The sequence below is a fragment of the Phascolarctobacterium faecium genome, from assembly GCF_003945365.1.
GTDB classification, from domain to species: Bacteria; Bacillota; Negativicutes; order Acidaminococcales; family Acidaminococcaceae; genus Phascolarctobacterium; species Phascolarctobacterium faecium.
Genome location: NZ_AP019004.1, coordinates 1,365,126 through 1,378,254 on the forward strand (window position 1 = coordinate 1,365,126; position 13,129 = coordinate 1,378,254).

The 13,129-nt window shown below is 40.9% G+C and carries 11 protein-coding genes; all 11 read left to right on the forward strand.

The features are described from left to right. Positions 1-140: 140 nt before the first annotated feature. The 11 genes from PFJ30894_RS06715 to PFJ30894_RS06765 all read left to right on the forward strand — a co-directional run bounded on the left by PFJ30894_RS06715 (position 141) and on the right by PFJ30894_RS06765 (position 13,099). On the forward strand, positions 141-1,535 hold the full coding sequence (locus PFJ30894_RS06715) for a sodium:solute symporter family protein (protein WP_113077144.1): 1,395 nt from the start codon (positions 141-143) through the stop codon (positions 1,533-1,535). Between the two features lie 155 nt (positions 1,536-1,690). Then, a complete protein-coding gene (locus PFJ30894_RS06720; protein ID WP_113077143.1) occupies positions 1,691-5,095 on the forward strand; it encodes a DNA polymerase III subunit alpha in 3,405 nt (1,134 codons plus the stop codon). Between the two features lie 105 nt (positions 5,096-5,200). Continuing rightward, the gene (locus PFJ30894_RS06725; RefSeq protein WP_021717625.1) at positions 5,201-5,998 is read left to right on the forward strand and encodes an electron transfer flavoprotein subunit beta/FixA family protein; all 798 of its coding nucleotides are present in this window, start codon (positions 5,201-5,203) and stop codon (positions 5,996-5,998) included. 11 nt (positions 5,999-6,009) lie between these two features. After that, complete coding sequence (locus PFJ30894_RS06730) at positions 6,010-7,200, forward strand: electron transfer flavoprotein subunit alpha (RefSeq protein WP_021717626.1); 1,191 nt, start codon at positions 6,010-6,012, stop codon at positions 7,198-7,200. A gap of 24 nt (positions 7,201-7,224) precedes the next feature. Further along, positions 7,225-7,419, forward strand: coding sequence for a hypothetical protein (locus PFJ30894_RS06735; protein WP_021717627.1), 195 nt, complete (start codon positions 7,225-7,227; stop codon positions 7,417-7,419). A gap of 18 nt (positions 7,420-7,437) precedes the next feature. Beyond that, on the forward strand, positions 7,438-9,186 hold the full coding sequence (gene pyk / locus PFJ30894_RS06740) for a pyruvate kinase (RefSeq protein WP_113077142.1): 1,749 nt from the start codon (positions 7,438-7,440) through the stop codon (positions 9,184-9,186). 18 nt (positions 9,187-9,204) lie between these two features. Continuing rightward, a complete protein-coding gene (locus tag PFJ30894_RS06745; protein ID WP_113077141.1) occupies positions 9,205-10,569 on the forward strand; it encodes a hypothetical protein in 1,365 nt (454 codons plus the stop codon). 166 nt (positions 10,570-10,735) lie between these two features. Then, a complete protein-coding gene (locus PFJ30894_RS06750; RefSeq protein WP_021717630.1) occupies positions 10,736-11,938 on the forward strand; it encodes a type II secretion system F family protein in 1,203 nt (400 codons plus the stop codon). Between the two features lie 10 nt (positions 11,939-11,948). Further along, complete coding sequence (locus PFJ30894_RS06755) at positions 11,949-12,332, forward strand: type II secretion system protein (protein ID WP_021717631.1); 384 nt, start codon at positions 11,949-11,951, stop codon at positions 12,330-12,332. Next, entirely contained in the window at positions 12,313-12,789 is a 477-nt protein-coding gene (locus PFJ30894_RS06760; protein WP_044491642.1) for a type II secretion system protein, read from the forward strand. The genes PFJ30894_RS06755 and PFJ30894_RS06760 overlap by 20 nt, the downstream gene beginning before the upstream one ends. 10 nt (positions 12,790-12,799) lie before the next feature. Next, entirely contained in the window at positions 12,800-13,099 is a 300-nt protein-coding gene (locus PFJ30894_RS06765) for a hypothetical protein (protein WP_021717633.1), read from the forward strand. The last annotated feature ends 30 nt before the right edge of the window (positions 13,100-13,129 follow it).

Consider the following 13,129-nt stretch of genomic DNA (forward strand, 5'->3'; position numbering starts at 1 on the left):
AAGGTATAGTTTCCATATCAGAATAGTATAATGAATTACCAGATTTACGGCAGGATTTAAATATTTAACAGCGAATTAAGATTTATAAAACAATATATATTCAAAGATGAAAGCAATATTTTAACAAGGGTGTGGAAGGTATGCAGTTAACAACAGTACAACTTGTGAGTATAGTTATAACACTGGTTTTAACGATTTTGCCAGGTATATATGCCGGTCGTAAAATAAAATCTGCTGATGACTATGCCTTAGGTGGACGCAGTGCCGGGATTGGTATGGTCGCAGGCAGTATTATAGGAACTATTGTTGGCGGTGCTGCTACCATAGGCACAGCACAGTTAGGCTTTCAGCTGGGACTAACCGCTTGGTGGTTTACTTTAGGATCTGGCATTGGGTTTATCATCATGGGACTGTTTTATGCCCGTCCGCTGCGTAATAGCGGTCTGATGACGATTTCTGAGTTTTTAGTTGTAAACTTCGGGAAGAAAGCTGGTCCGATAGCGAGTTTATCGGCTACGGCAGGTATATTTTTCAGTATTGTTGCAAGCATGCTTACGTCAATACATTTAATAGTGGGCCTTTTTCATGTAAGCCTGGTGGCTGCTGCGTCAATAATAATTGTTATTGTTGCGGCACTGGTTTTTTTTGGCGGTATCAACAGTTCTGGAATGGCTGGTATTTTTAAAATATTACTGGTTTTTGCAACTGTTTTTGTAGGAGGCATTCTTTCTTATAATGATTTGGGAGGATTGACGGGAATTCGTGAAAGTTTTCCTGCGTTTCCATGGCTCAGTCTTTTTGGTAAGGGCATTGAAGACAGTCTTTTTAGTTTATTTTCTATGGTGATTGGGGTTATTTCTACACAGACCTATGTACAGGCTCTGTTTTCGGCCAAGGATAGTGCAACGGCAGCAGCAGGCTGTGTCACAGCTGCATTGATTGTTATTCCTGTCGGGTTACCGTCAGTGATGATAGGTATGTATATGCACGCGATGCATCCGGAGATTAACGCTATTGATGCACTGCCGTTTTATCTATGTATATATTTGCCTGAATGGCTGGGGGGCATTGGTATTGCAGCATTGCTGCTGTCTTCGCTTGGTTCTATTTCTGGTCTTGCATTAGGAATTGGGACGATGATTTCACGAGATATTTTTAATGATTTATTCGGTCTTCGCGATGTAAAAAGATTATTGTGGATTAGTAGATTTTCAGTGCTGGCAGTTACATTTGGCGCAGTAATATTCGTTTTTCATTATCTTGATTCACTGGTTTTGCATTGGAATTATTTGTCAATGGCATTGCGGGGGGCAGGAATATTTTTACCATTGACATTTATTGTGTTTTTTAAAGGCTTAGTGCAAAAAGAGGCTGGCTTTGCCGCAATGATTGCTGGTATAATGGTAGCCTGCCTTTGGCCGTTTATTTTCCCGGATTCGGCAAATGCCTTATTCCCAAGCTTGGCTTTTAATTTGTTGTTTTTAGTACCGGGAGTATTATGGAGTTTATATAAAAATAAAGATAGGAGAGTTTGATGTTCAGCATCACTTTGCCGCTATTGGCAGGTGATGCTTTTGCTTGAGTAGCAGTGCATCCTTAAAGCAACTGGTGTTTGCCTATATCTGTTGTGGTATAATATATGGTATAAAATTAATAAAAAAATCGATGCTTTTTCGGAAGGAGGACTGTTGTGAGCGTAAATTTTACACATCTGCATGTCCATACTCAATACAGCCTGCTTGACGGTGCCGCAAAAATAAGTGATCTGGTTGCTTATGCTAAAGAAATCGGAATGAAGAGCCTGGCGATAACAGATCATGGTGTAATGTATGGTGTCGTTGATTTTTATCAGGAGGCAATGAAGCAGGGAATCAAGCCTGTTATAGGCTGTGAAGTATATTTGACAAATGGATCACGATTTGAAAAAACTAACCGTGATGGGATGTACCATTTGATTTTACTGGCAGAGAATGACGAAGGTTATCACAATCTGATGAAGCTGGTTTCACTTGGACATTTAGAAGGGTTTTACTATAAACCTAGAATTGATAAAGATATTCTAAGACAATACAGTAAAGGTATTATCTGCATGAGCGCATGCATTGCCGGTGAGATTCCTGTGCAAATACTGCGAGGCAATTTAGAAGGAGCTGAAAACAGTTTAAAGGATTATCTGGACATTTTCGGGAAAGACAATTTTTTTCTGGAAATTCAGGATCATGACCTTGAAGAAGAACATACTGTTAATACTGAACTGAAACGCCTGGCAAAAAAATATGATCTTGGTTTAGTGGCTACTAATGATTCTCATTATGTGAAGCGCGAAGATGCAGATGCACAGGATGTATTGCTGTGTATTCAGACAACAAGTACTGTAGATGATCCTAAAAGAATGAAATTTCCTAATGATCAATTTTATTTAAAAAGTGAAGCTGAGATGCGCGAAAAGTTCGGTGATTGTCCTGAAGCTTTAGAAAATACAGCGAAGATAGCAGAGCGCTGCAACGTGGAATTGAGTTTTGGTCATTTATTGCTGCCGGAATTCCCTATTCCAAATGGATTATCGGCAGAGGAATATTTGCGTAAGCTGTGTTTAGATGGGATGCCGGGGAGGTATCCTGAGCCGACGCAGCAGGTTTTAGATAGGCTGGAATATGAATTAGGTATTATCAATAAAATGGGCTATGACTGTTACTTTCTGATTGTTTGGGATTTTATAAGTTACAGCCGCAGAAATGACATACCTGTAGGACCTGGCCGCGGAAGTGCGGCAGGCAGTATTGTCGCTTATCTTTTAGGGATTACTAATATTGATCCGCTGAAATATGATTTGCTGTTTGAACGTTTCTTAAATCCTGAACGTGTAAGTATGCCTGATATAGATACAGATTTCTGTTATGAAAAAAGGCAGCAGGTTCTGGATTACATTATTAATCGTTATGGACAGGAGAAGGTTGCCCAGATCATAACTTTTGGTACCTTACAGGCTCGCGCGGCGGTTCGTGATGTTGGCAGAGCGTTGGAAATGCCTTACAGCATGGTGGATAATGTAGCAAAACTTATTCCGCGTGATTTGGGTATTACATTAGAGAGAGCGCTGGAGGCCAGTAATGAGCTGAGAAGTTTATATGAAAACGATGCGAACATCAAACGCCTGATTGATCTTGCTCAAAGCGTGGAAGGCATGCCGCGTAATTCAGGTACTCATGCGGCGGGAGTTGTTATTGCCCCGGATGATTTGAAAAAGTATGTGCCGCTGCAGTTGTCGAATGAAAATTTTATTACAACTGAATATGATAAAGATAAGATTGAAAGTCTCGGACTTTTAAAGATGGATCTTTTAGGGCTGCGTACTTTGACAGTAATTGGTGATGCAATCAAGTTTATTTATGAAACTACTGGTGATAAACTTGATATTGATAAAATTCCTCTTGATGATGAAGCAACGTGCAGCATGCTGAGAAAGGGCGATACTCAAGGGGTATTTCAGCTTGAATCAGGCGGAATGACGAAACTGGTTATGGATTTGGGACCGGAAAGTTTTGAAGATCTTATTCCTTTAGTTGCATTGTATCGTCCTGGACCATTAGGAACGGGAATGGTAGAAGATTTTATTGCAGGACGTCATGGTGAAAAAACTGCAGAGATGCTGCATCCTTTATTGGAACCGGTTTTAAAAGATACTTTTGGCGTTATTCTTTATCAGGAACAGGTTATGCAGATCACTTCCGTTCTGGCAGGCTTCAGCCTCGGGCAGGCAGATATTCTGCGGCGGGCTATGGGCAAGAAAAAGGCTAAGGAACTGGATTCTATGCGTGAAGCCTTTATTGATGGAGCTCAACAAAAACATGGTATCAGCCCGCAGCTGAGCAGTGAAATTTTTGCTCTCCTACAGCATTTTGCCGGTTATGGGTTCAATAAATCGCACTCTGCCGCGTACGCATTAGTTGCTTATCAGACTGCTTATCTTAAAGCACACTGGCCTGCAGAATTTATGGCAGCTTTTTTGACCAGTGTCATCAGTGACAGCGAAAAGCTGAGCTGGTATATAAGTGTGTGCCGCAGTATGGGGCTGAAGATTTTACCGCCGGATGTTAATGAAAGTGGCCGAAGCTTTTCTGTAAATAAAGACAGGGTTATCCGTTTTGGTTTAGCAGGTGTGAAAAATGTAGGTGAAAATGCGATCGGCAGCATTTTACAGGCACGTAAAGAGGGACCTTTTAAATCTTTGATGGATTTCTGTAAACGGGTGGATAATAGAGCTGTTAATAAACGAATGTTGGAAAATTTAATAAAATGTGGCGCGATGGATTCCTTTGGTTATAAACGTTCCGAGTTGTTAGCCGTTGCAGAACAGGCTATGGACATGGGCAGTAATTATCAAAAAGATTATCAGAGCGGACAGATGGGGCTATTTGGTGATGACAGTTTTGCTGATGTTAATGAGCTAAGAATACCTGAATTGGAAGAAATCCCCAAACGCACGATTTTGCAATATGAGAAGGAACTGATCGGTTTTTATGTAACCGGTAATCCTTTAGACGCTTATGTCGGTTCCTTGTATTATTACACTCCATTGCGTAAAATATCAGATGCCAGTGAAGTGCTTGACGGTAAATATTTCAGTGTTGCCGGCATAATTTCGGATTGCCGGATAAGAAATACGCGTCAGGGTGACAGTATGGCGATTTTAACATTAGAAGATTTTAACGGAAAGATGGAGATTGTGGTTTTTCCAAAAGTTTACCGTGACGCTGCCAGGCTGCTTTATCAGGAGAATGCAATCAGCGTGGAAGGAAAACTCAGTATCGATGAACGTGAACGAAAAATTCAGGCGTTAAAGATTAAACCTCTGCAGGAAGTGCCTCCTGATTTACATATAAAGATCATGAAAAAGGATGAAAATGGTATTGTCCAAAAAGGCTTAAAACAGATTTTTGAAAGTTTTTCGGGCGATACACCTGTCTATCTGCATCTGATAGATTCAGGAAAGATGATCAAAGTGGAGCGCTGCTTTTGGGTGGATGGGAAGAATGCCGGTGTTTACCAGGCTTTAGATGATTTATTGGGAGAAAATTGGTATTTAAAGGGGTGAAACCTTGTTGAAAAACAGGGTTTTGCTTGCCACAGTCAAGTAAAGAATGTTACAATAATAAATATGTAGTTAAAACCTTTGGCATAAATATAGAGGAGGGCTCACATGAATATCGTAGTATGTATCAAACAAGTTCCTGATACGGCAGAGGTAAAAATTAATCCTGAAACCAACACACTTATTCGCGATGGTGTTGAAAATATTATGAATCCTTTTGACCGTCAGGCATTGGAAACTGCCTTGATCCTTAAGGACACCAGCGGAGCGAAGGTTACCGTCGTTTCGATGGGACCGCCGCAGGCGACGGATATTTTGAAAGAGGCCATTGCGATGGGCGCTGACGACGCTGTTTTAATCAGTGACAGGGCTTTGGCTGGTTCTGATACTCTGGCTACAAGTGTTGCTTTAGCAGCTGCTGTACGTAAGGTAGGAGAGTGCGATTTGGTTTTATGCGGTAAACAGGCAATTGATGGTGATACTGCTCAAGTTGGACCTGAAATGGCCGAACATCTTGGCATTCCACAGGTTACCGGGGCTTTAAAAGTAGCGTTGGGAGCAGATGGAAGACTGCTTGTTGAACGAGAGAATGAAAGCAGCTGCCAGACTTTGGCTGTTACATTGCCGGCTGTAGTTACTGTTACTAAATCTGAAAAAGAACCTCGTTTTGCCAGTATCAAAGGAAAAATGAAAGCAAGAAAAGCAGAGATTCCCGTAATGGGTGCGGCTGAGTTGGAGATTGATCCGAAAGTGATAGGGTTATCAGGTTCTCCGACTAAAGTTTTGAAAATCTTCACCCCGTCCGTACCACAGATCGAAAGCGAAATAATCAATGAAGAAGATACAGACAAAGCTGTTGATATGCTGATCGAAAAATTGGTACAAGCGAAAATTATTACTCATTGAGGTGAATGAAGATGGCTATTTGTGTAGATAGAGAAAAATGTATCGGCTGTGAATCCTGTATAGCAGTATGCCCGGTTGGCGCGCTCAATATGGTTGACGGTAAGGCTAATATCGATCAGGACACCTGTATCGCCTGTGGCGCCTGCATAGGGGAATGCCCTGTTGAGGCAATTGAACGTGAAGAGATTGTCCGTGAGGTAAAGAATAAAGAAGGTAAAGATTTATGGGTCAATGTTGAATTAGAAGACGGAGAGCCTGTTGGTGTTGTTTATGAATTGCTTGGTGTCGGCGCCGAATTGGCGGCTAAAGCAGATCAGAAATGCTGCGCTGTTTTGATTTGTAAAGAAGCTGGCAGCTTGCCGCAGAAACTATTTGCAGCCGGTGCTGATATTGTTTATGTTGTCAGCGGACCTGAGTATGCAGAGTATAATACTGATATTTATACTAATGCTTTTTGTGAATTGGTTGAAACCTATAAACCAAATGCTGTTTTATGCGGAGCTACTGTAGATGGCCGAGATCTTGCTCCTCGTATCGCCGCACGTTTAGGCACAGGTCTTTGTGCTGATTGTACGGCATTGGATATCAATGGAGAACTGGTAGAATGGACACGTCCTGCTTTGGGCGGTAATATTCTGGCTACGATAATCTGTGATGAGCATCGTCCGCAGATGGGCACTGTACGTCCTAAGGTCTTTAAGGCAAAGGATGTCGATGCATCTAGAAGCGGCGAAATTGTAAATTATACTGTAAAAAATGCTGTTACATCTAAGGTAGAGTTGGTTCGCAAAGAGATTTTGGGGGCCAGTGGCGCTATTAAAATAGAAGATGCGGAGATTATTTGTTCAGGCGGTCGTGGATTAGGCAGCTGTGATAATTTCAAAATGCTTGAAGAATTGGCTGCTTTATTTGAACATGGCAGTGTTGGGGGGTCTCGCGCTGTTGTCGATGAAGGTTGGGTAGATCATGCGCATCAGGTTGGTCAATCTGGAAAAACTGTAACGCCTAAAATTTATTTTGCGTTTGGTATTTCCGGTGCTATACAGCATTTAGCTGGTATGTCTGCTTCTGATATTGTTATTGCCATTAATAAAGATGCCAATGCACCAATTTTCAAGGTTGCTCAATATGGTATCGTAGGCGATGCACGTGAAATTTTGCCCAAGCTGATCGCTAAAATCAAAGCTGTTAAAGAGGCTTAAGCTTTAAACTTGGAGGAAAAACCTGTGTGGAAGGTAGTATACATTGCGCAGACCGCTGAAGCGGCTGCCAGGATCAAAGAAGTATTAGCCGCGAACGGTTTTTTGACGCAGACTAAAACTACGAATTCCAAGCACGGTGGCGTATATGAAATCAGTGTGCCGCTTTCCGAAGCTGAAGATGCGTATGAGGTCATTTGCGAAAACAAGTTTCAGTTGTAATTCTAAGGAGGCCGGGCAATGAAGAAAACAAAAATCATTTGCACCGTTGGTCCCAGTACTGATAATATCCCGCTTTTAGTTTCTATGCTGAAAGCGGGAATGGATATGGCCCGCTTTAATTTTTCACATGGAAGCCATTCTGAACATGCCCAAAGATTGGGGCTTGTCAGAGAGGCGGCTGAAAAAGTCAATAAACCGATCGCTATGATTGCCGATACCCGGGGGCCTGAGATGCGCCTGGGTATTTTTGAACATGATAAAATTACGTTGCAGGAGGGCGAATCTTTTTGTCTGACAACGAAGGAGCAGATCGGTAATGAACAGATTGCTTCAGTTAATTATTCAGGTTTACCTGATGAATTAAAAGTAGGCGATGCTATTTTATTGGCTGATGGATTACTTTCTTTAGAGGTAGAACGCATCAACGGAACTGAAATCTATACGAAAGTAGTGCATGGTGGACAGCTGGGCTCACGTAAAAGAGTCGCCTGTCCGGGTGTGGAATTAAAACTGCCTTTTTTGTCTGAGCAGGATATAAAAGATATTACTTTTGCAATAGAACATGATATGGATTATATTGCAGCGTCTTTTGTACAAAAGGCAGAGGATGTTCTTGCGATTCGTAAGGTTTTAGAAGCCGCAGGATCGGGGATGGGGATTATTTCCAAAATTGAGAATCAGGCAGGTTTTACGCATATTGATGAAATCATAGAAGTTTCTGATGGCGTGATGGTTGCGCGTGGTGATTTGGGAGTAGAGATTCCCGCTGAATATGTTCCTTTGGTGCAGAAAGAAATTATCAGGCGCTGTAATAAGGCTGGTAAGCCTGTGATTACAGCTACGCAGATGCTGGAAAGCATGGTCAACAGTTATCGTGCAACCCGTGCAGAGGCCAGTGACATCGCTAATGCTATTTTTGATGGAACTGATGTTATTATGCTGAGCGGTGAAACTGCTTCAGGTTCATATCCGCTGGAAGCAGTTCAGACGATGGCCAAGATAGCATTGCGAACAGAAGAGGCATTGGATTATGCCGCTATTTTTAAAGGAAAAGGGATTAGTGATAAAATACATTCTACTGAGGCTATAAGTCATGCTACAGTGCAGATTGCACAGGAACTGGATGCAGACGCTATTGTTACGGTTACTGAATCTGGTTTTACGGCTCGAATGATTGCTAAATACAGGCCTAAGTGTTATGTTGTAGGCGTTTCACGGATACCTGCAAGGGTAAGGGCGATGCAGTTTTACTGGGGAGTAAGGCCGCTTTTGGGGCCTTCTAGTGATAATACTGATGAAATGATTGAGATATCATTGAAATGTGCACGTGAACACGGTTATGTCAAAGACGGTGACTCGGTTGTCATTACAGCTGGAGTTCCTGTCGGTAAACCAGGTTCAACGAATTTGATTAAGGTGGTTAATGTGGGAAATAAATTAGTAAGCGGTGTTGGTATAGGTAAACGTTCGGTTACAGGTAAAATATGCACTGCTGTTACATTGACAGATTTTAAAGAAAAGTTTAAACCTGGTGATGTTTTAGTAGTTGGAGTATTGCCGGATGAAGCGGCAGCTTATGCGTCTAAAGCAGCTGCTATTATTGCAGAGGAGGGTGGACTGACATCTTCAGTAGCCATCATAGCAATTAATTGTAGTATTCCTGTAGTTGTTGGCGCTGAAAATGCGCTTAACCTGCTTAAAGACGATATGGAAGTAACTGTGGATACTGTAAGCGGTATCGTTTATGAAGGTGCTATCAATATTTAATAGAGGATAGAGGTAGAGATGGCTGAAGAATCAACCAGGATAGTTCATGGTCCTACGTTTAAAAATCTTTTAGATAATGTAACTAAGCTGGAAAAACAGACACAGAAAAAAGACCTGTCTTCAGATGAGAAAAGTGTTCTGGCACAGGATCTGCTCAGTTGTCTTCTGGATGCGTTAGATATGCAGTCTGAGGCGGTTATGTCGCAAAGCGTCAAGGAACAGATGTCATTGACGATTGAGCGAATAGTACGCCGTTTTAAGCTTTTGGCAGAACAAGGAATAGCCTGCGAAGCCTGTTTGGAGAAATTAAAGAATTCCTGCATCTATTTCATGCGTGCTAAACATGAAATTTTAGCAAAAGAGATAGTAGCTGTTTTTCAGCCTGTTTTAGTGACAAATTCGCATCTGCGTGCAGAAGGCATACGTAAATTGGGTATGCTTGGCTGCCTGGCAATGAAAGATGGACTGCCGGAGGTAACGATACAGTGTGCGAATATAGTGGTTATTGTAAGCAATGAATTAACAGAAACAGATGCTGATTTGGAACAGGAATTGCTGCAGATGCTGCAGGATATGGCAGTTATGGCTGCTAGAATGCGTGATGAAGCCAGATTTTCTGCTATTGTATCCAAAGCTGTTGTACGTTACAGTGCAGAGAGTACTGTCTATGCCGGTTCTAAAATGGTAGAATTTTTGCTGACGCTATTTTTTACGGCTTCGGACAGACGTTATGTTAATGCATTACCAATGTTGCGTTGGATGAGTTTGTTATTGACCAATAATAAATCATTAACTGCAGGAGAATTACAGTATTTTGTGCGTGAATGGACACAGCTGATTGCACAGATTGCCCGGAGAAAATGGGAAAATGAGACCAGGCAGTTAATGGACGGATTATTTGTTTTTCTGGTGCGTGAAAAAGATTTTGCCTTAACGCGTAGTACGCTGATGAATATTGCCTTACATTTTCAAATGTATGCAGGCTGGGATGGTTTTGCTAACGCGTTTAAATTATATGCTCCGTGGCAGAATTTTATGCTGGTTTTACTTGATCAGGCTGTTTCCAGCAGGCGCAGTCAGCAGCAACGGGAACAAATAGGCAGTTTGGTGCTGCGTACTCAGCGGGATTTGATAACTGCTGTGGCGAGACTGACTATGCAGGAAGAAATGACTGTATACGGAGAGTGGCTGCAGTTTGGTTTATTTGCTGCTAAAAGTGAAAAAAATAAGATCAGAGTACGCAGACTGGTACAGTTAACAGTGGGCTATTGGGCTTCTCAGCAGCCGCGTACAAGCAGAGAACAGCTTAAACATTTACTATATGTCTTTGAACCAGATTTGGTAAAGGGAAAATATCTGGAGCTGTTGGAGAAAGTAAGATAGCTTAAATATCTGAATTGGTAAAAATAATAGTTAATAAAAAAGACGTTTTTCCTTGGAAAGACGTCTTTTTTATTTTCTCGTTCACTATTTTTTCACAAATATCATTAGAATGAGAGGGAGTATAGTGCAAGAATAAAGAATACCTGAAAATAATGGAGGTGTAACAATGCAGTTGTACCGCTGGCGAGCACGCAGTATGGCAGGAAAACTTTACCAGGGAAGTTATTTAGCTGACAGTAAACAGGAAGTAGCAGCATTTTTACACGAAAATTATGATTATATTACTGGGATAGAAGAAGTACAAAGTTTCACTGTTAAAATAAGCCGTTTGTTTAATAGTGGTAAAGTTAATGACAAAGAACGCAGCCGTTTTTTTCAGCAATTGGCAGCCATGATTGGCAGCGGTATTCCGTTGTGCAGAGCATTGGAACTTTTAAAAACACGCTGCCCGGTTTCTTTAACAAATGTCTGCTGTTTATTGATTGCTGATTTACAAGCTGGAAAAGCGTTGTCTGCTGCGATGAAAAAACACGTACATATTTTTAGACCTGTTACTGTGTCAGTAATTGAGGCAGGAGAACAAGGGGGCATCTTACAGGAGATGTTGTCTGAACTGGCTGTTTATTTTGGGCAGAAGGAAGAAATAAACAGATTTTTAAAGAATATCTGCTTATATCCATGTTTGGTATTATCATTAGCTATAGTAACTGGTTGCTTATTTGTAGTTAAATTACTACCATTGTTTGCCGACTTATATCAGTCTTTTGACCTTGTTCCAACGTTGCCTTTACAGGTAATGATGTTTGTACGTGAAATTGCTGTTAAATATTGGCAGGCAGCAGCGTCTTTAAGTTTATTTATTTTATATTATTTATGGCAGCGAAGGTATAGTCTGCTGAAATGGTGCTTCTGCCTGCCTCTTATCGCAGGTTATCGACAGACGTTTTTGGAAATACGATTTTGCAAAATACTGTCGTTGCTTCTTAATAGTGGAATTTCGTTGCCGGTGTCGATAAAAACTGCTGCTGCTGGAAGTGCGGATAAAAAAATGACTGCAAAAGCAATGCTTTTTTCAGAAGCGATCGTTCGCGGCAGCGATATTACCAAGGCAGCAGCATTAGCTTCTCCGCTTTTTAGTTCACTGACCATAGAATTTTTAATCGTCGGAGAAAGTTCAGGGGCTTTAGCAACGATGCTTAAGGAAGCAGCATTATTACTGGAGCAGGATTTTACCGCAAGTTTAAAAAATTTTAAAGTTTTATTGGAACCTGTACTTTTAATTATTATATCGTTAGTGATTGGTGCTATGATTTTTACAGTAGCGTCACCTTTACTGACTTTTTTAACGGAAATACCTGAATACGAATGATGGAAGTGTTATGATGAATTTTTATAAAAATTTATGTGGAAGAAAAGGTTTCACTTTGATTGAACTGGTGGCTGTAACGGCTATGTTGGGTGTGTTGGCTGGAATGCTTCTGCCGTCTATTGATTCAGCTAATAAAAAAGCTAAAAATGCCAAACTGAAAAATGATCTTTTAACAGTGGACAGTGCGATTCAGTTATATAAAATGGAAAAGGGTAAATGCCCAGAAAAATTAGAAGATTTGGTGAGTGAATACATTGCCAGAAATAAAGGTTTTCAAGATGCTACTAATACTGTTTTTTCTTATGCCATTGCTGATAATGGACTGAATTACATCCTTAAAGGTAATGATGCCGAAGGAAAAGAAGTTGTTTCAGATGGCAGTAAGCAGTCGTAATAATTCTGGATTTACACTTGTTGAAATACTGCTTTATATCAGCTTTTATGGCTTAGTTATGGCATTATTGATTCCTTGTGCAGAGGGTATTATTAAAGTAGACAACCGTTTGGAGATGGAAGGGTTTTGTCAGCGACTGGCGGCGGAAGTAACTGCGTTGCAGCAGGCAGCTCTTTGGGGAGCGGGCTTACAGAATAAGTTGACTGTTGATTTAGACCAACAGTGTTATTATGTTTATCGCGAAGGTAAAATTGTAAAAAAAGTAAGGCTTCAGGAAATCGGGCAGGGAAGTCTGTATTTTTACAGTCCTAATACTTCAATAATACGCTTTTCTGCAGAAGGTGCACCGCAGGTTTATTTTTCGGTTTTAATAAAAAATAGACGGCAGCCACAGCTGGTAAAAAAGTTTGAAGTACAGCCTGTAACTGGAAGGGTCGTTGTAAGTGAAATTAAATAAGCAGGGATTTATGTTGATTGAGGTGATGCTGGTTTTACTGCTTGTCAGTATTACCTGCTGTTCATTATTGACAGGTTATAAGGCTTGCGTTTTAGCAATGCAGCAATATAATCGGCTGGAACTGGCATTTGAATTGTTGGAAGTAAGGAACGTGGAGGCGGCAGATGCTTTAGCGGCAGAGCAGGGGCTGTTTATTGAACGTAAGGAATTTATTGATAACTTGCAAATTAAACAGGAAATAATTACAGTCAGAGAATGCAGAAATCAAAAGGTGCTTGTTAATAAGGTGCGTTATGCATTGTCGGAATAAAGGATTTTTATTAGTCGAATTAAATTTGGC

What these genes read in the sequence shown, in the direction of transcription:
- PFJ30894_RS06715 (WP_113077144.1), top strand. Translation starts at nt 141, where the DNA reads ATGCAGTTAACAACAGTACAACTTGTGAGTATAGTTATAACACTGGTT.
- PFJ30894_RS06725 (WP_021717625.1), top strand. Translation starts at nt 5,201, where the DNA reads ATGAATATCGTAGTATGTATCAAACAAGTTCCTGATACGGCAGAGGTA.
- PFJ30894_RS06730 (WP_021717626.1), top strand. Translation starts at nt 6,010, where the DNA reads ATGGCTATTTGTGTAGATAGAGAAAAATGTATCGGCTGTGAATCCTGT.
- pyk (WP_113077142.1), top strand. Translation starts at nt 7,438, where the DNA reads ATGAAGAAAACAAAAATCATTTGCACCGTTGGTCCCAGTACTGATAAT.
- PFJ30894_RS06745 (WP_113077141.1), top strand. Translation starts at nt 9,205, where the DNA reads ATGGCTGAAGAATCAACCAGGATAGTTCATGGTCCTACGTTTAAAAAT.
- PFJ30894_RS06750 (WP_021717630.1), top strand. Translation starts at nt 10,736, where the DNA reads ATGCAGTTGTACCGCTGGCGAGCACGCAGTATGGCAGGAAAACTTTAC.
- PFJ30894_RS06755 (WP_021717631.1), top strand. Translation starts at nt 11,949, where the DNA reads ATGATGAATTTTTATAAAAATTTATGTGGAAGAAAAGGTTTCACTTTG.
- PFJ30894_RS06760 (WP_044491642.1), top strand. Translation starts at nt 12,313, where the DNA reads ATGGCAGTAAGCAGTCGTAATAATTCTGGATTTACACTTGTTGAAATA.
- PFJ30894_RS06765 (WP_021717633.1), top strand. Translation starts at nt 12,800, where the DNA reads ATGTTGATTGAGGTGATGCTGGTTTTACTGCTTGTCAGTATTACCTGC.